Here is a 21,132-nt window from a genome sequence, read left to right on the forward strand (position 1 = left end):
CCGGACGCCGGCGGCGCGACGCCAGAGGGAACCCGGTGCGAGTCCGGGACTGTCCCGCAGCGGTGAGTGGGAACGAAAGCCGTCGATGTCACTGGGCCCGCGTCAGGGCCGGGGAAGAGACGGCCGGCAGGTGTCCGCCCTTTCGGCGGACGAGCCCGCGAGTCCGAAGACCTGCCACTGCGCCCGCGTTGCGCGCGGGCCGTGCACGTGACCTCGTGGACTGGGTCGGCTGGACGCCCAGGCCCCCTCGCCGACCCCGGGGTCCGTGCCGAGGTCGTCCGCGCCCGGGACCTGCCGGCCGGCCTCGGCGACATGGACGCCTCCCTGTACCTGCTCTTCCGGGCGATCCGCGACCACTCCACCGTGGCGCTGTCCGGCGAGTCCGCCGACGAGGTCTTCGGCGGATACCTGCAGTTCTTCGACGAGGAGGCACGCCGCGCCGACACCTTCCCCTGGCTGGTGTCGATGATCCGCCACATGGGGGAGGACACGGACGTGCTGCGCCCCGAGCTGACGGCGGAACTGGACCTGCCCGCGTACGTCGCCGACGGCTACCGCGACGCCGTGGCCGGCATCCGGCGCCTGGACGGCGAGAGCGACTTCGAGTACCGGATGCGGCGGATCTGCCACCTGCACCTGACCCGCTTCGTGCGCATCCTGCTCGACCGCAAGGACCGCGCCAGCATGGCCGTCGGCCTGGAGGTCCGCGTCCCCTTCTGCGACCACCGGCTCGTCGAGTACGTGTACAACACCCCCTGGGCGCTGAAGTCCTTCGACGGCCGGGAGAAGACCCTGCTGCGCGAGGCGACCGCGGACGTGCTGCCGCAGTCCGTCTACGACCGGGTCAAGAGCCCCTACCCGTCCACCCAGGACCCCCAGTACGCGGCAGCCCTCCAGGACCAGGCCAAGGACCTGCTCACCCGCACCGGCCACCCCGTCTTCGACCTCGTCGACCCCGGCCGCCTGCGGCGGGCCGCCGAACGGAAGGCGCCGATGAACAGCCAGACGGACCGGCGCGGCCTGGAACGAGCCCTCGACCTCGCCCTCTGGCTGGACCTCTACCAGCCCGAACTGGATCTGAGCTGAACGACTCGTCCCTGGACCTGTCCTGTCGGCCCGGATGCCCGGGTGCCCGTGTGCCCGGTGCCCCGGCGGGTCGGTGCTTCCCTCCGCCCGGCCCCGGGAGAGGGGCCGGGCGGAGCTGAACGGTTCGGCACGGACAGGACACGGGGCTCGTACGCGACGGCGTGTCGTCAGTCCTTCTTGTCGCCCAGCTTCTCGATGTAGTCCTGGGCCTTGTCGACGGCGGCGTCGATCTTGTCACTGTGCTTGCCGCCGGTCTTGTCGTCGATGAGGTCGCCGGCCTTCTCCAGACCACTGGTGATCTTGTCACCGTGCTCCTCGGCGACATCCTCCAGCTTGTCCTTGAGGTGCTTCAGGCTGTCGAACATGAACCGTCCCCCTTCTACAGGGCTGTAGTAGTCAGGTGCTCATGATCTCACCCGTAAACGGCCCGAAGGGCCGAGCAGGGCGTGAAGCCGAAGGTCGGCCCGGTCCCTGCCCGGCGACCGGCGCCGTACCGCAGCCGTCAAGCGTTCACCGCACCATCGCGAGAGCCACCGCGGCCAGCAGCCCTACGTACGTCCAGGCGTGCAGGCGGTCGGGGATGCTCGGCGGGCGTCGGCGCAGCACCGCGATCACCGGCAGGGCGCCCAGCAGCAGCGCTCCGGCCGCGCGCGGGTCGACGAGGCCCACCAAGGTCACGTCGGCCTCGGTGCCGACAAGGCCCCCGGAGCCGCCCAGGAAGACGGCGGCGGCCGGGAGCGCGATCGCGAGGGTCAGCGGGTTGGCCAGCGCGGTCGCCACGTGCATCGTGTACCCGGCCCGGCGCATCGCGGGGACGGTCATGACACTACCCCCCACGCCGAGGAAGGCGGCGACCGCGCCGACGGGTGCGCCGACGGCGGCCGGCAAGGGGCGCGGGGCACCCGGGGCCACCGCGGCCCGGGCGCGCGGGCGCAGGAAGCCGGGGCGCAGCAGCAGGTCGACGACGGTGAGGACGACGTACGCGACGAACGCCCAGCGGATCAGCCCGGCCGGCGCGTGGCGCGCGGCCAGTGCCCCGGCCGAGGCGCCGGCGCCGAGCAGGAGGAGCAGCGGGCCGCCGCCGCGGAGGACGCCCAGCACCCGGCGGGGCGTGACGACGGTGGCGAAGGCGGCGTTGGCCACCATGACCAGGGCCGAGGTGGCCGTCGCCACCCGTATCGCGTCCGCGCCGAGCGCGGAGTCCGCCCACACCACGACGGGGACGGTGACGAAACCGCCGCCGAACCCGAACAGGACGGTGGTCACACCGGTCAGGAGCCCGATTCCGAGCAGAGCCACGAATTCCACACCGGCCACTTCACCAGTCCGGCGGCGGCGCCCGCATTCGATGTCCGGCACCATACTTTCGCGACCCGGCCACGACGGCCGTAGGCTGGCCGGGTGAAGAACGTCCCCTTGGCCGACGTCGACGACGTGGACCGGGCCGTGCTGCCGATCGGCACCGATTACCCGCCCGGCCACCTCCTGGACTGGCACGAGCACCGGCGCGCGCAGTTCCTGTACGGCGCCACCGGAGTCATGGTGGTCGACACCGACGACGGCACCTGGACCGTGCCGCCCGAGCGGGCCGTCCTGATCCCGTCCGGCACCCGGCACCGGGTGCGGATGCTGGGCGTGAGCACTCGCAGTCTGTACATCGAGCCGGACGCCGTGCCGTGGTGGCCCGACACCTGCACGGTCGTGGACGTGCCGCCGCTCCTGCGTGAACTGCTGCTGGCGGCCGTGGAGTTCGAGGCCGACTACAGCCTGGCCGGACGCGACGGCAGCGTGGCCGACCTCCTGCTGCACGAGATCGCCGCGCGTGCCCCGCTCCCGTTCCACGTCCGCATCCCCGCGTCCGCGGACCTGGCGGCGCTGTGCCGGGAGTATCTGGCCGCCCCGGACACCGGGGTCTCCAATGCCGCCTGGGCGGCGCGGACGCACCTGAGCGAGCGGGCGTTCACGCGGCGCTTCCGGGCCGAGACGGGCGACAGTCCGGCCGTCTGGCGGGGCCGGGCGCGCCTGCTCGCGGCGGTGCCGCTGCTGCGGTCCGGTTCGGTCAGCGAGGTATCCGGCCGGCTCGGCTACGCCTCCCCCGCCGCGTTCACCGCCGCCTTCACCCGCACCTTCGGTGTCCCACCGTCCCGGTTCACCCGGGGGCACCGGGGGCGGTCGACCGTGCACGGCCTCGTCAGGGACCCTTCGTGAACAGAACGCCCGGCGACCCGGAGGCGTCTCCCTCCAGGTGACGGTTCCATCGGCACACCCGGGTCCTCGGGGCGACGGCTACCGCGGCGAGGGCCGACGCTCGCGTGCCGAAATCCGTCGACGACCACGTGCGCGGCGGAGAACATCCGGGGCCATGACTTCTGTCGACGAACCCGCGCCCCCCGGAGCGGTCCGTCGCGCGGATGTGGCGGCAAGACCGTGAGTGGCGAGCCGTTCCCCGTGCTGTGGCTCCGCGGTCCGCCGGGAGTCGGGAAGACCACGGTCGCCTGGGAGCTGTACTCCCGCCTCGGGCGGGACGGGATCGAGGGCGCCTTCGTCGACGTCGACCAGGTGGGGATCTGCTACCCCGAGCCTGCGGGGGTCCGGGGCGGCACCGTATGAAGGCACGCAACGTGGGTGCCGTGGTGGCCGGATCCGGGCGGCCGGCGCACGGTGTCTCGTCGTGCCGGGTGTCGTCGGTCCCGCCCGCGGAGCCACATGGAGGAGATTCCGCGGGCCGCGGTGACGGTCTGCCGTCTGCGTGCCGACCGGGAGGTGCTCCGGCAGTGGCTCACCGGGCGTGGAGGGCCTGCCGAGGTGGTCGACGAGATGCTGTGGGAGGCCGAGGTGCTGGACGTGAGCACCTTCGCGGATGCCTGCGTCGACACCAGCGGATTGCGGGTGGACGAGGTGGTGCGGCGCGTGGGGGAACGGACCGGTGGCTGGCCGGTCCCGGCTTTCGGCCGGCCGGCTGACGCGTCCGAGCCTTCGGTGGTCGCCGCCGGGCACGGGAACCCGCGCCCGGCGCGGGCGGAGCCTTCCGCCCGTCCTCCGGTTCTGTGGCTGTGCGGCACGACCGGCGTCGGCAAGTCGGCCGTCGGCTTCGAGGTCTACCGAAGAGTCCTGGGCGCCGGTGCCACCGCCGCGTGTCTCGATCTCGACCAGCTCGGTTGGTGCGGCCCGGTTCCGGGTGGTCCCGCCAACCACGGGGTCAAGGCCGGCCCGCAATCCGGCCGCCGTGTGGCGGACCTACCGCGAGGCCGGGGCCCAGTGCCTCGTCGTGTCCGGCCCGGTCGAGGGCGAGGCCATGGTCCGGGCGTACTCCGAAGCGGTGCCTGCGGCCGCGTTCGCCCTGAGCCGACTGCACGCCGGACGACGGCACTTGGCGGCACGCATCATCTGCCGCGGTCGAGGCCGCAGTTGGACTCAACCGGGCGGCCCTCTACGGGGTCAGCCCGTCGCACGCCTCCTGCACGTCGCCGACCAAGCGGCGGCGGTGGCCGCCGGCATGGAAGACGCCGGGACCGGTGATCGGTGCGTCGACACCGACGGACTCACCGTCGAGCAGGTGGTCGATGCGATCGTGGCCGGTGCCGCGGTACCCCTGCTGTCGGTGCCCTTGTCGGGGCAGTAAACGGCGGGGACGACGTCCTCGATGGCCGGGTCGTCGCGGCGGAGGTGGAGTTCACCGCCGGCAGGGTCCGCCGGAGGCAGTCGTCCGGCGAACCCTGCCGTTCGCCGGAGGCAGTCGCCCGGTCCCCCGTGATCCACCTCACGACACTCGTAAAGTTGCGCAACCTCTAAACTGTCACCATGGACACTGCCGACGCGACAAGCTGGGAGACCGCGCTGCTCACCGGGGGGCCGGTCGACGGGGCACACATGAGGGTGGCGGGGCGGCCCTGGGTGATCCAGGTGACCCGCCCCTGCGCACCGGACGACGTGCCCGACGGAGTGCGGGTGGAGGCCGTGTACGTCTACCGGCGCGACGTCCGGGTGAAGGACCAGCCCCTGCGGTACGGATTCGACGCGGCCAGCCCCTGATCCGGGGACGCCCGGGTCTCAGCGGGCCGAGTCGCCCCCGGCGGCCGGCCGGGCCTCCCCCGGCGCGGTGCCGCCCACTCGCGGCACCGCGGCGGTGGGGGTGGGCGCGTCGCCGGTCCCAGCGGGACGCGTGGCGTCGTCGGCCTTCATGGCCTTGGCCTCGCTCTTGAGGATGCGCATCGACTTGCCCAGGGCGCGGGCGGTCTCGGGCAGCTTCTTCGACCCGAACAGCGCGATGGTCACGATCGCCACGATCAGCAGGTGCCAGGGTTCCAGTCCATTGCGGAGCATTCCGTCCACTCTCCTTGTCGCCGGTTGGCGGTCCGCACCGGACGGCACGGAGCCAACAATTGCTATATTGCGCAACTGTACAACCATGGGAGTGGGGTCAGTCGTCCCCTCCGTATGAGCCGTATGGATGAGGACGTATGAGGACGCGCCAGTGACCACCACGCACGATCGCACCAGCCCTTCCCGCCGTCGGCGCCGGGTGGATCCGCCCCGCCGCGGTGGATCCACCCGGCGCCGCGCCGCGACAGCGCGGCGCCGCAGGCGCAGCACTCTGCGGATCACGCTCCTGACCGCACTGGCCGTGACGGTGCTGGGCACGGCCGGCCTGGGCTGGATCTATCTGAAGCTCAGCGGCAACATCGACACCTTCGACGGCGACGGCCTGTCCAAGAACCGTCCGGAGGCCGGCTCCTCCAAGGGCGGGAACGTCCTCGTCATCGGCTCGGACGCGCGCACGGACGGCAACAGCGCGCTGGGAGGCGGCAGCAAGGACGACGTCGGCCGCTCCGACACGGCGTTCCTGCTGCACATCCACGCCGACCACAAACACGCGACAGCCGTCTCCATCCCGCGCGACACCTTGCTGACCATCCCGCCGTGCAAGCTTCCCGACGGCACCTGGACGACGACGCGGACCAACGCGATGTTCAACTCGGCGTTCTCGGTGGGGCAGACGGCGAAGGGCAACCCCGCCTGCACTCAGAACACGGTCGAGAAGCTCACCGGTCTGCGCGTGGACCACACCGTCGTCGTCGACTTCAAGGGCTTCGCGGCACTGACGGACGTCGTGGGCGGGGTGGACGTGTGCCTCCCCGGCGACGTGCACGAGAAGGACCTCAACCCCCACCGCACCACACAGGGCCGCCTGCTCTTCAAGAAGGGCGAGCAGACCGTCGCCGGACAGCAGGCCCTCGACTACGTACGCCTCCGGCACGGCATCGGCGACGGCTCGGACATCGGCCGCATCAAACGCCAACAGGCCTTCGTCGCCAGCCTCATCGGCAAGATCAAGAGCAACGGGCTCACGCCGACCAAGCTGCTCCCCCTCGCCGACGCGGCCACCAAGTCGATGACCGTCGACCCGGGCCTGGGCACGGCCGACAAGCTGATCTCCTTCGCGATGTCGTTGAAGGACATCGACCTGCACAGTACGAAGTTCGTCACCATACCCTGGCGGTACGAGGGCAGCCGCGTCGCGATCGTCGAGCCGGACGCCGAGCGGTTGTGGGCCGCGCTCAGGGCCGACCGCACCGTCGACGGCACCGATGCCAGCGGCAGGAGTACGGCACAGGCCTCCGCCTCCGCCTCACCGAGGGCGGAGGCCGAGGAGCGGGTGTCCGGCGACGGCATCGAGGTCGCGGTCTACAACGGCACCACCGTGCCCGGCCTGGCCTCGAACGCCGCGGCGACGCTCACCGAGCACGGCTTCACGGTCACCGGCACCGCCAACGCGAACAGTCAGGACCACGCCACCACCGTGATCGAGTACGGCGCGGGCCTCGAAACCCAGGCCCGGACGGTCGCCGCGGTCTTCTCCGGCGCTCAGCTCCGGCCCGCCGACGGGTCCGGCGTCCGTGTGGTCCTGGGAGCGTCCTACGCCACCAGCGGCAGCTCCGCCGCGCCCGAACCGTCCACCGTGCCCTCCTCCGTTGCGGACGGGGCCCGCTCCGCCGACGACGACCTGTGCTCGGACCTGTCCTACGGGTGACGCGGGCCGCGGACCGGACGGATGCGCCCGGAGCCGGGCCCTCGCCGTTGGTCGTAGCGCGTCCTCGCCGCCGTCAGCCCGGCCGCGTAGAGCACGAGGACGACGGCGAGCAGCACGTAGTACAGGACCGGCAGGGCCGTGAGGCCGAGCAGGGAACCGAGGGGCGAGACCGGTAGCAGCAGTCCCGCGGCGGTCAGCGCGACCGCCGCCCAGGCGACCGGGCCCGGGACGCGCCCCGCGCCGCGCAGGATCAGCATCACCAGGGCCTGGGTGACCAGGTTCTCGGTGAACCAACCGGAGTGGAAGACCGCCTCGTCGTCCAGGCCGTCGGGCCCGTACAGGGTGAGGGCGAGGACACCGAAGGTGGCCAGGTCGGCGACGGCGTTGAGCAGGCCGAAGCCGGTGATGAAGCGCAAGAGCTGGCGCGGACGCAGCAGGGTGGGGCGGCGCAGCGTCCGCGGATCGGGCCGGTCGTGGGCGAAGGCGAGCTGGGCCGCGTCGAAGCAGAGGTTCTGGGCGAGGACCTGGGCCGGGAGCATCGGCAGGAAGGGGAGCAGGAGCCCCGCGGCGAGCATCGCGATCACGTTGCCCAGGTTCGAGGACAGGATGATGCGCAGATAGGTGGCGATGTTGGCGCCGGAGTGACGCCCCGCCGTGATGGCGTGGTCGATCGCGGTGAGGTCCTTGTCCGCGAGGACCACGTCGGCACTCTCCCGGGCGACGGCCACGGCGTCGCGGTGGACGATGCCGACGTCGGCCGCGTGCAGGGCCGGCAGGTCGTTGACACCGTCGCCGAGGAAGCCGACGGTGTGCCCGCCGGAGCGGAGGGCGGCGGCGATCCGGGCCTTGTGGTCGGGAGTGCAGCGCGCGAAGACGGTGGCACGCCGTGCGGCAGCGGCGAGTTCGTCGTCGCCGAGCCCGTCGACGTCCGCGGCGGTGAGGACGGCCTCCGGGCCGACCTGGACGCCCAGGTCGCGGCAGGCCCGGACAGCGGTCCCCGGGTGGTCGCCGGTCAACAGCTTGACCGTGACGCCTCGGTCCGCGAGGGCGGTCAGCGTGTCGGCGGCGGTGGGCGCAGGTGCGTCCCGGAAGGTGACGAAGCCCCGGAAGACCAGGCCGCGTTCGTCGGCCGGGGTGTAGTCGCGGGTGCGAGCGGGTCGTTCGGCGGTGGCGACCGCCAGCACGCGCAGGCCGTCCTTCGCCTGCGCGGTGGCGCGGGCGAGCAGGCCGTCCCGCTCGTCCTCCGCCAGCGCGCAACGCTCCAGAACGGCCTCGACGGCTCCCTTGACGACCAGCGTGTGCGTGCCCAGCCGGCCCGGCGTGCGGACGACCGCGGTGGCAAGGCGCCGCACCGGGTCGAAGGGCAGGACCGCCACCGCGTCGTGCGACATGAGGGCGTCTTCGTCCACCGCGTCCAGGACCGCCTCGTCGAGGGCGTCGGGGGCGGGCAGATCGGCCAGATGAAGGGTCGACCAGGCGTTCACCGCGGCCCAGCGCAGCGCCGCGGAGTTCTCGGTGCCGTCCGGGTCGAGGGCGCGGTGGACGACGGGACGGTCCTGGGTGAGGGTACCGGTCTTGTCCAGGCAGAGAACGTCGACGGCGCCGAGGTCGTGCAGGGCCGTCAGCCGTTTGACGATCACCCCGTGCGTACGGGCCAGCAGCGCCGCCGCGCGGGCCATGCAGGTGGAGACGATGACCGGCAGCATCTCCGGGGTCAGCCCGACCGCCACCGCGACGGCGAACGGCACCGTTTCCAGGCCGCGCCCGCGCAGCGCGGCATTGGCCATCAGGACCAGCGGCGGGGTCAGCAGCATGAACCGGATCAGGATCCAGGAGACGCCGCGCACGGAGCGGTCGAAGGCGCTCGTCTCCCGCTGCACGGCGAGGCGGCCGTGGGCCTCGGCGAACCGGGTCCGCGCACCGGTCGCCACGACGACCGCCGTGCCGCTGCCGGAGGCGACGCTGCTGCCCTGGAAACAGAGGCGGGGATCGTGGAATCCCCCCACTCCGGGATGCGTGCCGCGCGCGGCGGAACCCGTGTGGGAACCGGCCACGACCGGCGTGTCGCCGGCGTCCTTGGCGTCCTTGGCCACGGGGGCCGACTCCCCGGTGAGCGCGGCCTGATACACCGTCAGCCCGCGGGTGCGCAGCAGCCGTACGTCGGCCGGGACCGGGTCCCCCGGACCGAGGCGGACCACGTCACCGGGCACCAGTTCGTCCACCGGTATCTCACGCGGCACGGGAGCCGCGTCGTCCTCCGTGCGGCGCTGGGTGGCGGCGGTGGTGGCGACCATCTTGCGCAGCGTGGCCATGGAACGGTCGGCCCGATGCTCCGGGGTCGCGCGCAGGACGCAGCTGACTCCGACGAGCAGCAGGATCACGCAGGCCGTGCCCCACGAGGCGACGGTCGCCGACACCAGGCCGAGACATCCCAGGACCGCCGTGAACGGGTCCCGCAGGCTGCGGGCGAAAAGCCGCGGCCACGAGGCTCCGCGATGCACGGGGAGCGTGTTCGGCCCGATCCGTGCCAGCCGCTCCTGGGCCTGCGCCTCGGTCAGCCCGCGCGGAGTGCTGTCGAGTCGCCGCAGCACCTGCAGCACGGTCGGAACACGGGGGCCTGCGACGGGGACGCCGGCGGCCGCGAAGTCCTCCCGCGCCGACGCGGCACCCTGAGCCGGCCCTTCACCGCCGGGCTGCGACGCCGGGGCCGGCTCACGCACCGGACCCGCGCAGCCGGCGCACCGGGGCGGATGCGCCCTGGGCCCGGGCGGTGAGCTGGCCGACCATCAGGCGCACCACCGTCACCACGTCGGAGTCGTCGACGAAGTAGACGACCCGTCGGCCTTCCCTGCGGGAGCGCACCAGACCGGCCAGCTTGAGCTTCGCCAGGTGCTGGCTGACCGCGGGCAACGCCCCTCCCACCCGGTCCGCGAGGTGACTCACGTCACTCTCACCCTGCGACAACGCCCACACGATGTGCAGCCGGGCGGACGACGCCAGCAGCCCGAACGCGGCGGCCGCCTCCGTCAGCACCTCGGCGGGCGGATCCTCGGACCCACCGACGTCTGACGCCACGGTCCTGCTCCCTTCCGGCCTGATCACCAGCTCCGTGCCTTGCGCCGACCAGTCTAGTGCTCTGACCAGGAAGGTTCGCCGGGTTGGTGAAGGGCATCCGCTGGGGCGGACGCCCGCTCACGATGGCGGCCTGACCAGCTGTTCCGGCAGCTCAGACCACCAGCGTCGCGTGGAGCGCACGGAATGCTTCACGGCATCGTCACCGTTGGGAGTCGGGCGCACGAGAAAGGCGAACCCGTCCTCGACGGGCTCCGCCTTCAACGTCAGCAGATTGTTCCGCCCGGGAAGCGCGGCACCTGCCGCCTCTTCGTACTGCCCGCGAACTGCCCCATCGCCAGGATGTCGCTTGCGACGCCCTCCTTCTTCATCGCGCCACTCGCGAGACTCAGCAACGACACCCTGCTGGGGTCCGTGTTGTTGATCGGGTCGCCGCCCGCGTAGAGGTGGGGGTTGGCCTCCTGCCGGGAGGGATCGCGGTAGTGATGCGCCGCGGGGGGGGCACTCGGAGGAAGTACGGAGGGAGCTCCGAGATGGCGGACGACGACTTCTACACACGAGACCGGCCGGCAGATGCACCGCTGCCGGAAGATCGTCCCCGGGGCGGAGGAGGCCCCGAGGATGTGGCGGGCCGCGGCAGGAGCCGGCGGGGGAAGTTCTGGCTCATCCTCGCCTTGATCGTTCTGGTGGTGATCTTTCTGGCTCTCTTTATGCCTTGAGCAGGTCCGGAAGGCCCAATGCCCGCGACCAGCGCACCGTCGCCGGGGCTGAACGGGGCGGCGGAGCTCGGACAGCGGGCCCGCCATGTGGCTGCAGCGGTCGGCCAACACGTGGCGGGAAGTCCGACACCTCCCCCAGCGCGTGCCGGCCGGGAGTGACCACATGCGCCACATACCCGGCGTGGTGGGCGCCCGACGCCTGCCGGTGGGCCAGGTGGCCGCCCAGCGCGCCGCCGACACCGGTCAGCGTGAGTCCGATCAGGCTGAGCCCTCTGCCCAGGGCGTGGCTGTTTCCCGGGAGCGTGCCATGAGGGAGGCGGTGAATACGCCCACGGCCGCGACGTCGGACAGGGCGTGCACAAGGCCGACGCGCTGCTGCTGGCGGTGGAGCTCGGCCCAGTCGCCCCACCCGGAGACCGCGGCGGGAAGGGCACCTTCACCCCGGGTGAGGAAGGACGTCAGGACCCCGAACCCCGCCGGGGTCCGAGTCGACGACGTGGCCGTGCAAGATGTTGTAGAGCCTGGTCTGGAGATCCAACGCGGCCCGCGCCAGGGAGGCCCCGTACCGGTCCATGTAGCTGCGTTGCTCCCACGCCGAAGGCGGCGTTGCTGCCAGTACCTGAAAGGCGTGGCGACCGCGTCAGCGCAGACGGCGACAATCGCCGACGCCGGAGACAACGAGTCCACGTATCCCCGGGCACGGTACCGTCCTGCGCCACCAGGCTGGGCAGTTTCGTTTGGATCAGTTGGTTGTTGGTCCGGGTGTGCCGTTGACTGATGCGCAGTGGGCGCGGATCGAGCCGTCGGCTCCCGGAGTGGGTGCACCTGCCGGAGAAGTACGGCAACTGGCGAGGGGTCTACAACCGGCTGCGGATGTGGCCGCCGACGGCACCTGGGAGCGGGTGTTCACCGCCCTGGTGGCCCAGGCCGACGCGGACGAGGACCTCGACTGGGCCGTGTCGGTGGGCTCCACGACCGGGGACGACGTGGTCGCGTCGCCGGGCTCCCACGGCCCCCGGGGGCCTCAGCATGGATCCTGCTCGGCCAGTTCCCAGTCGACGTCCCAGATGTGCACGGAGCCGTCGTCGCCGGCGGCCAGGACGTGCTGCCAGTCGGCGGTCATGCACACGGCGTTCACGTCGCAGCCGTGTCCGTCGAGCCGGCCGGCGTTCTGTCCGGTGGCGACGTCCCACAGGCGCAGCACGTGGTCCGTACCGGCGGTGAGGACGAAGCCGCCCACGGGCACGGCGTGGACGGCGCGCAGCAGTCCCGCGCCGATCCCGGCGTCGAGGCGGCGGACGAAGCGGCCGGAGGCCAGGTGCCGGATGCGCACGCCGCCCTGCGACGGCAGCATCGTGGCCGTCACGAGGTGGCCGTCCGGGGTCAGGCACAGGGAACCGGGTCCCTCGGCCGGGTAGGTCTCCGGGATCCGGACGCAGCGGCCGGTGCCCAGGTCCCACTGGCGGACGCCCGCGTCGAGGATGCCGGCGGACAGGACGAACCGGCTGTCGGGCGTCACGCACACGGACCCGACGGGTCCCCGGTGGCCGGTCAACGTGTGGACGCACGCGCCCGTGCCCAGGTCCCACACCCGGACGGTGCCGTCCGCGCCACCGGTCACGGCACGCCGGCCGTCCGGCGTCGCACAGACGGCGAGCACCTCGGCGCCGTGCCCGGTGAGGGTGTGGTAGCGGCCGGAGAACACGGTGTCCGGCGGGCGACGCGGGTCGATGGGCGGCACGGTGAGGTCCCACATCCGCACGGTCCCGTCCGCGCCGCCGGTCACGGCGTACCGGCCGTCGGACGTGACGCACACGGTCAGCACCCTGCCGACGTGGCCGACGAGTTGCCGGACACAGCGGCCGGTGGTCAGGTCCCACACTCGGACGGCGTCGTCGGCGTGGCCGCTCGACAGGGCGTACCGGCTGTCGGGGGTGACGCAGACGCCGGTGAGGGAACCGCCGCCGCCGTCCAGGCGTCGGCTGTGCCACGCCGTCCGGAAACCGGTCGGCCGGGCGCCGGGGGCCGCGCGCCGCCAGGCCGCCATCAACTCCGGTGAGCGCTCCTGGCCCGGCAGTGACCGGGCCTCACGCAGCAACCCGAGCGCGGCCCCGATGTTCCCGCGCTCGCGCTCCCGGTCCGCCCGCGCCGCCAGTTCCTTCCCGCGGGCGTCGTCGACGGCGGCGGCCAGGGCGGCGCGGGGGCGGCACACCTGCAGCGGCGCGGGACGGGGGCGCGGCCACAGGCTGCGTACGACGACCTTCCGGCTGCCGGCCTGGAGCAGGTACCGGCCGTCCGGGGTGAGGTGGGACCACGCCCCCGACACGTCTTCCTGCTCGAAGGCGTGGAGGCAGCGCCCGGTGGCGAGGTCCCACACGCGTGCCGGGCCACGGAGTTCCGTGGTGAGGGCCAGTCCCACGGAGGCGTCTGCGAACGCGACCCCGTCGACCAGCCCGGTGTGTCCGGCCAAGGTGCGTACGCAGTCCCCGGTGTCCAGGTCCCACAGCCGTGCCACGTCGTCGCCGCCACCGGTGAGTGCGGACCGTCCGTCCGGGCTCACGGCGAGCGCGCCCACCAGGCCGGTATGTCCGTCGAGCCGGTGCAGGCACCTGCCGCCGGGGACGTCCCAGACCCGGACGGTGAGATCGTCGTGATCGCCGGAGGCGGTGATCACGCGCCGACCGGCCCGGTCCGCGGCCGCTTTCCGCACCGACCGGGTGTGGCCGCCGAGCGTGCCCCGGCGCAGGCCCCGGGGCCAGTCCCACACTCCGATGGCGCCGCCCTCCTCGGCGAGCAGCACGGTGCGGTCGCCGAGGAAGAGGGGACTCGCCGTCACCTCGGCGGCGGCGCGGACGACGTAGGGGCGGCGGCGGCCGTCGAGCCGCCAGATGCGTACACGATCGCGCTGTACGGAGACCCGGTGCAGGGCCATCACGCGGAGATCGGGGGCCACGGTGATCAGGGCGGTGGGCCCCCGGCGCTTCTTGGCGCGCAGACAGGCGCCGGTGGTCAGGTCCCAGACCTTGACGACGCGGTCCGTGCCGGTACTGACGGCATGCCGCCCGTCCGCTGCCACGTGCACCGCGTTCACCGAGTGGGGCGCGTGGCCGTCGAGGGTGCGCACCGTACGGCCGGTGGCCGTCTCGTGCAGGGTGAGCCGGCCGTCGTCGTGACCGGCCACCAGGTGCCGCCCGTCGGGCAGGGCGCGCATCACGGCCACCCTGCTGGTACCGGTCACACGGATGGTGACGGCCGGTGCCGTCGCACCCCGCTCGGTGTCGACGAGTTCCATCAACCGCCGGATGCGAGAGCGGCGTTCGGCGCTCGCCCGGTCCGTTTCCGCGGGCAGGCCCGACCGGAGTTCGTGCAGCACGTCCGCGGCGGTGATCTCGCCGGCGCGCCAGCGCAGCACCCCCAGGTTGTAGGACGCCTCGGGGTGGCGCGGATCGGCCTCCAGGGCCCCGTGCAACAGCCGCAGCACCTCTTCGTCCCCGGCCCGCCGGAGGTCACGGAGCGACAGTGCCCGGTTGTTCAGCTCGTCGGCGCGCAGCCTGGCGGCGACCGGCCGCTCCCGGGGGTGGGCCCGCCCGGTGAGCTCCTCGTGGACGGCGGTGAGCTCGGCCGCGACCTCCGCCATGCCCGTCGGCCGGTCCTCGGGCGCGGCGGCCAGGCACCTGGACAGCAGGCCGGCGAGCCGCTCCGGCATGGGCCACAGCCGCGCCCAGCCCTCGCCGCGGGCACGGTAGTCGGCGAGCGCGTCCGCGACGGCGGCGCCCTCGAGCCAGGGACCGCCTCCGGTGAACATCTCCAGCACGGTGGCCGCGAAGCTCCACAGGTCCGTGGCGGGGCCCGTCGCGGAACCGGCGGCCTGTTCCGGTGAGCGGTAGCGCGGGGTGCCGCGGTGGGCGAGGGGTGCCTGAGCCAGTCCGAAGTCGGTGACCCTGACCTGTCCGTCGTCGCCGACCAGGATGTTTCCGGGCTTCACGTCCCGGTGGACCACGTGGTGCGCGTGGGCGTGTTCCAGGCCCCAGGCCGTCTGCACCGCGATGTCCACGATCCTGGCGAGGACGGCCGGCTTCTCCCCCCGGTACAGCGCGGGGTCCTCGCCGCGCATCCGGTCCTCGAGGCTGCCGCCCTCCACGTACTCGGCGAACACCCGGGGGAACTCGTCCACCGTGCGCACGTAGTGGCAGGCGCAGATGTGCGGGTGCAGTCCGAGGCCGACCCAGGTCCGGGCCTCCCGCTCGAAGCCCTCCCGGTCGGCCGGCCGGCTGAGCAGGTGCCGTTGAGGGCTCTTGACGGCCAGGAGCGTGTCCCATTCGAGGTGCCGGGCCGGGTAGACGACGCCCATGCCGCCGCTCCGGGGAGCGCCGGTGATCTCGTAGGTGCCGAGCAGTCGCGTGCCCACGGGCCATTCGGCCGGCCGGTCCGCGGAGGCGGTTGGTCTGCCGGTGGCGTCGAGCGTGGGGTCGTCGTCGCCGTATCGGGTCATGCGCCCTCCCCCGGCGGTCGCAGGCCGTTGATCGCCATGGTGCAGGCCACCGGGAGCAGCGAGGGCAGGTAGACCTCCTCTTCGGGCGGGGCGGGCCAGGCCCCGGGTCCGTTCTCGATGCCGAAGAGCACGGCATAGGGATAACCGTGGCGGTGCAGCGCGGTGACCTCCTCCCAGGACACACCGGGCGCCGCGTAGGCGCGCATCCACTGCTTCATCCGCAGCAGCAGGCGCCGGGTGCGGCGCCGGTCCCGTCGGTGCCAGGCGAGGCCGTCCGCCTTGATCCTCCGGTGGACCAGCTCGGCCAGCAGGTCCCAGGCCCGCCCGTCGGTGCGGCCGGCCAGCCGGACGCTCTCCTCCGGGCCGAGGATCACCTCCAGCAGCAGGGCCTCCTCCGGATCCGTCGGCACGGGGGCGTCGGGATGCCGGGTGACCACCAGCCCGGCGGGGCCCTCGTACTCGCCCCCGTAGCTCAGCCACAGGTGCCCGCGCATCGCGAGGTCGGCGAGTTGGGCGGCCACCACCCGCCCGAACCGGTGCTCCGGCGCCTCGTTCAGCGCCGGCCACACCAACGCGCCCGCCCGCAGCAGCGTCATCTCCGCGGACACGCCGCGGAACATCAGCATCAGGCGGATGGGCCGCGGCAGCGTGTCGAGCGGGACACCGGCTCCGGGCGGGTGCCCCATGATGCGCGTGTGCAGGCGCGCGTACGGACCGTCCGACGATCGGCTCACAGCGACTCCCCCAAGGCACGTGCGAACTCCTGGGCCGACGGTGTGGGCCGCTCGTCGCGGTCCCCGTCGGCCAGGACGCTGTCGACCAGTCTCGCAAGCCGGCCCGGGATCCGGTGCGTTCTTCGCCGGACGGGCTGGACCGGTGCGCGCAGGACCACCTCGGCCGGGTCCGCGCCGGACGGGAAGTCACGGGGTGTGGTCCCGGTGAGCGTCCAGTACAGGCAGGCCGCCGCGGCCCACACGTCGACGCTCGGTCCGGCGTACTTGTAGTTGACGATCTGGGACCGCGGCATGAAGGCGAAGCTGCCGCCCAGGGCGCCGGTCACGGTGTGCCCGGACAGTCCCGCCCGCTCGAAGGCCTTGGCCAGGCCGAAGTCCGCGACCTTCACCTCCGGCTCGCTCCGGCGACCGGTCAGCAGGATGTTCGACGGTTTGACGTCCCGGTGCACCATCCGGTCCGGGGGCGCCTGCTCCGGGCCGTCGCTCGCCCCGGCGGTGCGCGTGCCGTGCAGGTGTGACAGACCGTCGAGAACCTGGGTGATCAGGGCGACCCCTTGCTCGGGCATGAGCCGGCCGCCCTGTTCCGCCACCCGCTGGGCCAGGCTTCCGCCGTCGCAGTACTCACAGGCCATGAAGAGTCGCGTTCCGGTGGAACCGGCCTCCTGGAAGGCGACCAGTCGGGGATGGCGCACGGTCCTGGTGGTGCGGATCTCCCGCAGGAAGCCGTGCACCAGCTCGGGCCGGAGGACGGCGTCGGGACGGAGCATCTTGAGCGCGCGAAGTTCCCCGGAGGGTTCGTGCCGTGCCAGATGGACGCTTCCCTGAGCTCCGCTGCCGAGTTTTCGCACAAGCGTGTAGTCGCCGGCCCGGGTGGCGTCGACCGGGGGTGGTGGACGGTGAGGTGCTGCGTGGCCGGCGCCGGTCGAGGAGACGCTCACCACCACGCCGCCGAGGCGCACCTCGTCGCCGTCGGCCAGTTCGTACGGACGCGCAGCGGTGGCCGCGAGCCTGATGCCGTTGACGTACGTCCCGTTGTGGCTGCCGAGGTCGCGCACCCGCACCGTCGGGGGGTCGATGTCGAACGCGCAGTGGCGGCGGGACACCTGTCGATCGCCGGCCGGGGCCCGCAAGTCGCAGTCCTGCGTGCGGCCCACGACGAAGGCGGCCGGTGCCCGGAAGACGAACGCGCGCACCGGCGCGACGGTGCCGCCGGCCTCCAGCCGTACCGTGCCGCCCATGGCCGCCCGTCTCAGTCCGCGAGGGCCACGTACAACGGCGTGCCGAGCACCACCGTCGCCCCGTCCCTGCCGTCGGGATCGGGCCCGTGCAGCAGTCGCCTGGCCACGAAGTCCAAGGTCTGCGCCGGTCCCCGCAGCCCGTCGGTGGCCTCGCGGACCGCCCGCAGGGCGAGCCCGTCGGGGTCGACGGGCGGCGACGGGTCGGCAGCGTTGAACAGGGCCGCGATCCGGGGGTCGAGGCGCAGCCCGTCGAGCAGGGAGGGGAGCAGCGACCGGGCCAGCGGCGGGCCGCTCGCCGCGTCGTCCGAGGACCCCACGACGTGCCGGGTGGAGCCGCCCAGGGAGACGACGGTGTCTCCGGTGCGGCCGCCGAAGAACACCAGCGAGCTGTCGTCCCCGTGCGTCGGCGCACCCCAGCGCATCGGCAACCGGCCGCGGAAGAAGGGCCCGGGCTCCGTCACCGTCCCGATGGCGTCGTCCTTCTCCAGTCGCCTCAGCACCTTCTCCAGTCGGCTCACGGCGTCCGCGTCGGCCGTGCGTTCAACGGTCCGCTTGCCGCTGACGACCTTGAGGTCTACGCCGACCTCCGTGGTGCGCGTGCCCGCGGACGACCGGCCGAGCTGGGCCAGCAGCATGTCGACCTTGACCTCGCTGATGTACAGGTAGAACCGGTACGCCACCGGGCAACCTCCCCTCACACCTGAGTGGTCAGTATGAAGCACCGTCAGCGGGCGCCGCACCGCTTCCGCCCGTCTCGGCGTCGGGTGCGCGGCTCGGTGCTGCACGGTGCCGCCCCGAGCCGGGCACCCCGTCGGCCTCCGGACGCAGGCGGATGTGCACGGCTCGGGCCGCGTCAAGATCGTGAACGTGACGACCGCCGCCGGAGTCGGCGTGACGACTGTGTCCCATGTGATCAGTGGCCGCCGGCCGGTGTCGGCGGCCACTCGTGCCCGGGTCGAGGACGCGGGCGCAGCCTCGGCCACCGGGCCGACCCGTCGGCGCGCGGCCTGCGCACCCAGCGCACCGACACCGTCGGGTTCGTCGCCCCGGACATCACCGACCCGTTCAACACCGAGCCAGTGAGGCATCCAGCCCGTCGCTTGCGCCCGCGGCCTCCTGACGACGGTGTGCTGGACGCTCATGGCGGACGGTCCGCGCCTCCCGGCCGCACTGCGCCAGTCGACCGCCGGCGGCTCGACGCGACCGTGCTCGGGTGGTTCGGCGCACAGCGCGCGGACCTCGACCTGATCGCCGGTTCCGGGGCCCGCCCGTTCCGCCTCGGCACACGGGTCGCCGACGGTCCCGGTGATGGGGTGCGCGGGGTCGATGCTCTCCCCCACGCTGACGGCGGTCGTCGACCCGGCGCCAAAGATCGGCCGTTCGGCGGCCCGGCTCCTCGTCGACCGGCTCGACGGGGATGCGGGCCGCCCGGGAGGCCGTCAGTCGTCGAGGGCCTCCAGGACGTCGGCGAGGTCGACGAACTTGAAGCCGGTGGCCTCCCGGTCGCCGTCCTCCGGGGCCGTGTGGCCGTCCTGGACGACGAGCAGGCCGTCCGGGTACCTGCTGCCGAGCGGCTCGGCGAGCACGTCGGCGCCGTCGCACTCCTCGGAGCCGTCCAGCGACCCGGACGCGGCACCCACCCGGAAGCCGCCCTCGTACTCGTAGTCGTCGGAGCGTTCACGGTCGTAGGCGACGAACGTGTCGTCGCCCTGGCTGGAGGCGAGCAGGTAGCCGTCACCGTCGTCCTGCCTCAGCAGGGTCAGGCCCTCGACGTCCGCCGACACCCGGTCACCGCCGAAGCCGGGGTCGTCACCCGCCAGGCACTCGTCGGAGGCCTCGTCGTACGTGGCCGGCACGCCGTACTCGCGGACCTTGTCCTGCAGGACGGGAGCACCCTTGAGGTCAGCCGGCAGGCGCCAGATGCCCACGTCCTCCTGCCCGGCGAAGAGCGTGCCCGTCTCCGGGTCGACGACCATGCCCTCGACCTGCGGACCCTCGCCGGGATCGCCACAGGGGGCCCACTTCGTGCCGTCGGGCATCGTGAAGACGGCGGGCAGGTCCAGGGTGCGGACCTTCCGATAGGACACGGTGCCCCGGCTCGTCGGGGTCAGTTCCAGCAGCGCGATGCGGGTGGTCGCGTTCTGGCTGACGAGCGCATAGGACTTGCCGGTCGCGGAGTCCGTGTAGGCGGCCAGGCCGTAGGCGGTGCTCTCCTCGTTGACCTCCTCCTGCGAGCCGGAGAAGATCCACGGCGCCGAGGGGTCCGTGACATCGGTGAGCGGGGCGCCGGGCCGGTCGCCGTCGACGCGGTAGATGCGCAGCTTGTCGCTGCCGCGGTCGCTGACGACCGCCAGGTCCGTGGCGCCGGAGCCCAGGGGCGTGTCGTGCACCAGGTCGACGTTGTTGAAGCGGCCGGGGGCGTCGTCCGCGCCGGGCGCCGCGGGCGCGGGGACCGACTGCACCTGCCGGGCGTCGAGGTCGTAGACCCGCAGGCCGCCTTCCTTGGCCGTGGCGATGACGAGGCTGGCGTCCGGGTCGGCGGAGTTGCGCCAGATCGCCGGGTCGTCGGCGTTCGCGTTACCGCCCTCGTCGTCGTCGAACAGCGCGGCGGTCTCGGCCCGGGGAACGACCACGGGCGGTGCGGCGGGCGCCGAGGCCTCCGCCGAGGGTGTGTGCGCGACGGCGGCGGTGAACACCAGCGTCGCCGTCGCCGCGACGACACGGGAACGGCGTCTTGTGAACGCGAGCACGGACGGTCTCCTTCGTCAGGGAAACTGGTGGGACCGGCCCACAACCGGCGTCCGGCCGCGACCGCACCCACCCATGGGACGACGTCACATGATCGGGAACGCAGGCGGAGGGCACGCATCGCCCCGGCGACCCCTCGACGACGGGCGCATGGCCGAGCGGTGAATGTGCCCGCCCCGCCGTCCACACGACCGGGCCGGCGCAGCGGACCGGCACCCGCGGTCCTCTTTCGTCCTGCACACCGGCATCCAGTGGGAGTACCTCCCCAGGAACTCGGTTTCGGCTCGGCCATGACCTGCTGGCGACGCCTGGCGGCCTGTAACGACGCCGGTGTCTGGGTGCGGTCCCGCCGGCTGCTGCTGACCGAACTGCGGTCGAAGAGCCGGCTGGACTGGGACCGGGCTGACTTCACCCATGTGCGCCCTCATCAGTGGCTCCGACTGACGCGGGCGAAACGGCCTGCGGTGCGGAGTGGAGTGTTCATTCGGCCTGTGAGGGCGAGGTGGTGCAGGCGGGCGATGCCGCGTATGGCGTGGTGCACGCCGTCGCCCCTGAGACGGCAGTCGCGGAGGCTCTTGTGTCCCTTCATACGGGCGAAGGTGTGCTCGATGCGGACTCTGATCCGCTTGTGTGAGTCGTTGTGTTCACGCTTCTAGAACGGGAGCTGAGTCTGGCCGTTCGCGCGACGGTGCTGGACGGGCCGCCCGGCATGCGGCAGGTCCCGTTGCGATCCGCCCCGCCGACCGCAGCGGTGGTGGTCACGGGCCAGTCGCCGTCAGCCACCATGCTGGTCCGGCCGACGGGGCCCTTCGCATCGGACAGCTCCCATTCCTTGCAGTCGTTGCGGTCCCCGGCACTGGCCGGCCGACGGCGACGACAAGGCGGGTGCCGGCGCCGACGGCGACCAGGTGGGTGGGGTACCCGTAGTTCTTCGACTGATCCGCGATCCCACGTCGGCTCGTCCCGCGCCGCGTCCGGCACCCTGCCGCCGGTGAGTTCCGCGGCTCGGTCG

General features: G+C 73.0%; 17 protein-coding genes, 3 pseudogenes and 1 riboswitch. Of the genes and pseudogenes, 9 read left to right on the forward strand and 11 right to left on the reverse strand.

All coding sequences use genetic code 11. From position 1 onward, the window contains the following. Positions 1-23 precede the first annotated feature (23 nt). A riboswitch (cobalamin riboswitch) is annotated at positions 24-173 on the forward strand. Between the two features lie 73 nt (positions 174-246). Beyond that, positions 247-1,086 (forward strand): annotated as a pseudogene (locus tag NI25_RS00265) (asparagine synthase-related protein); the annotation flags it as partial. 167 nt (positions 1,087-1,253) lie between these two features. On the opposite strand, the gene NI25_RS00270 reads toward NI25_RS00265, so the two are convergent. Continuing rightward, on the reverse strand, positions 1,254-1,451 hold the full coding sequence (locus NI25_RS00270; RefSeq protein WP_053639679.1) for an antitoxin: 198 nt from the start codon (positions 1,449-1,451) through the stop codon (positions 1,254-1,256). 145 nt (positions 1,452-1,596) lie between these two features. Next, on the reverse strand, positions 1,597-2,385 hold the full coding sequence (locus tag NI25_RS00275; RefSeq protein WP_078884826.1) for a sulfite exporter TauE/SafE family protein: 789 nt from the start codon (positions 2,383-2,385) through the stop codon (positions 1,597-1,599). 102 nt (positions 2,386-2,487) lie between these two features. On the opposite strand from NI25_RS00275, the gene NI25_RS00280 reads away from it, so the two are divergent. From NI25_RS00280 to NI25_RS00295, 4 genes are all read left to right on the forward strand, one after another. Further along, a complete protein-coding gene (locus tag NI25_RS00280; protein WP_061440460.1) occupies positions 2,488-3,294 on the forward strand; it encodes an AraC family transcriptional regulator in 807 nt (268 codons plus the stop codon). Between the two features lie 219 nt (positions 3,295-3,513). Next, positions 3,514-3,696, forward strand: coding sequence for an ATP-binding protein (locus NI25_RS39580; RefSeq protein WP_061440461.1), 183 nt, complete (start codon positions 3,514-3,516; stop codon positions 3,694-3,696). An 886-nt stretch (positions 3,697-4,582) separates the two neighbouring features. Then, positions 4,583-4,708: a hypothetical protein gene (locus NI25_RS40445; RefSeq protein ID WP_267886327.1), complete on the forward strand. Its 126-nt coding sequence runs from the start codon at positions 4,583-4,585 to the stop codon at positions 4,706-4,708. A gap of 179 nt (positions 4,709-4,887) precedes the next feature. After that, positions 4,888-5,118, forward strand: coding sequence for a hypothetical protein (locus tag NI25_RS00295; RefSeq protein WP_061440463.1), 231 nt, complete (start codon positions 4,888-4,890; stop codon positions 5,116-5,118). 18 nt (positions 5,119-5,136) lie between these two features. Here NI25_RS00295 and tatA read toward each other — a convergent pair whose 3' ends face one another. Beyond that, a complete protein-coding gene (gene tatA / locus NI25_RS37115; protein WP_078884464.1) occupies positions 5,137-5,409 on the reverse strand; it encodes a Sec-independent protein translocase subunit TatA in 273 nt (90 codons plus the stop codon). Between the two features lie 151 nt (positions 5,410-5,560). Between tatA and NI25_RS00305 the strand changes: the two genes are divergently transcribed. Next, a complete protein-coding gene (locus NI25_RS00305) occupies positions 5,561-7,117 on the forward strand; it encodes an LCP family protein (protein ID WP_061440464.1) in 1,557 nt (518 codons plus the stop codon). Here the strand turns inward: NI25_RS00305 and mgtA are convergent. Further along, the gene (gene mgtA / locus NI25_RS00310; protein WP_078884465.1) at positions 7,108-9,837 is read right to left on the reverse strand and encodes a magnesium-translocating P-type ATPase; all 2,730 of its coding nucleotides are present in this window, start codon (positions 9,835-9,837) and stop codon (positions 7,108-7,110) included. The two genes, NI25_RS00305 and mgtA, sit on opposite strands and share 10 nt — an antisense overlap. Beyond that, the gene (locus NI25_RS00315; protein WP_037798922.1) at positions 9,830-10,192 is read right to left on the reverse strand and encodes an ArsR/SmtB family transcription factor; all 363 of its coding nucleotides are present in this window, start codon (positions 10,190-10,192) and stop codon (positions 9,830-9,832) included. Before NI25_RS00315 ends, mgtA begins: the two co-directional genes overlap by 8 nt. A 530-nt stretch (positions 10,193-10,722) precedes the next feature. On the opposite strand from NI25_RS00315, the gene NI25_RS37120 reads away from it, so the two are divergent. After that, positions 10,723-10,908, forward strand: a complete 186-nt coding sequence (locus NI25_RS37120) for a hypothetical protein (protein WP_078884466.1) — start codon at positions 10,723-10,725, stop codon at positions 10,906-10,908. Between the two features lie 1,024 nt (positions 10,909-11,932). Here the strand turns inward: NI25_RS37120 and NI25_RS00325 are convergent. From NI25_RS00325 to NI25_RS00340, 4 genes are read right to left on the reverse strand one after another with little or no spacing between them, the layout of a single operon-like run. Further along, complete coding sequence (locus NI25_RS00325; RefSeq protein ID WP_061440466.1) at positions 11,933-15,400, reverse strand: serine/threonine-protein kinase; 3,468 nt, start codon at positions 15,398-15,400, stop codon at positions 11,933-11,935. Further along, entirely contained in the window at positions 15,397-16,134 is a 738-nt protein-coding gene (locus tag NI25_RS00330; RefSeq protein ID WP_061440467.1) for a hypothetical protein, read from the reverse strand. Before NI25_RS00330 ends, NI25_RS00325 begins: the two co-directional genes overlap by 4 nt. Continuing rightward, the gene (locus NI25_RS00335; protein WP_061440468.1) at positions 16,131-17,372 is read right to left on the reverse strand and encodes a protein kinase domain-containing protein; all 1,242 of its coding nucleotides are present in this window, start codon (positions 17,370-17,372) and stop codon (positions 16,131-16,133) included. Before NI25_RS00335 ends, NI25_RS00330 begins: the two co-directional genes overlap by 4 nt. A gap of 11 nt (positions 17,373-17,383) precedes the next feature. Further along, positions 17,384-18,052, reverse strand: coding sequence for a DUF7019 family protein (locus NI25_RS00340; protein WP_061440469.1), 669 nt, complete (start codon positions 18,050-18,052; stop codon positions 17,384-17,386). A 187-nt stretch (positions 18,053-18,239) separates the two neighbouring features. Here NI25_RS00340 and NI25_RS40705 point away from each other — a divergent pair, with 187 nt between their 5' ends. After that, the gene (locus tag NI25_RS40705) at positions 18,240-18,455 is read left to right on the forward strand and encodes a LacI family DNA-binding transcriptional regulator (RefSeq protein ID WP_199560792.1); all 216 of its coding nucleotides are present in this window, start codon (positions 18,240-18,242) and stop codon (positions 18,453-18,455) included. Between the two features lie 356 nt (positions 18,456-18,811). Here NI25_RS40705 and NI25_RS00345 read toward each other — a convergent pair whose 3' ends face one another. Next, positions 18,812-20,122, reverse strand: coding sequence for a phytase (locus NI25_RS00345; protein ID WP_061440470.1), 1,311 nt, complete (start codon positions 20,120-20,122; stop codon positions 18,812-18,814). 226 nt (positions 20,123-20,348) lie between these two features. Here NI25_RS00345 and NI25_RS40710 point away from each other — a divergent pair. After that, positions 20,349-20,524, forward strand: a pseudogene (locus tag NI25_RS40710) (transposase); the annotation flags it as partial. A gap of 83 nt (positions 20,525-20,607) precedes the next feature. Here NI25_RS40710 and NI25_RS39885 read toward each other — a convergent pair. Then, positions 20,608-21,067 (reverse strand): annotated as a pseudogene (locus NI25_RS39885) (hypothetical protein); the annotation flags it as partial. Between the last annotated feature and the right edge of the window lie 65 nt (positions 21,068-21,132).

It is taken from the genome of Streptomyces sp. CCM_MD2014, from assembly GCF_000772045.1.
Classification (GTDB): domain Bacteria; phylum Actinomycetota; class Actinomycetes; order Streptomycetales; family Streptomycetaceae; genus Streptomyces; species Streptomyces salinarius.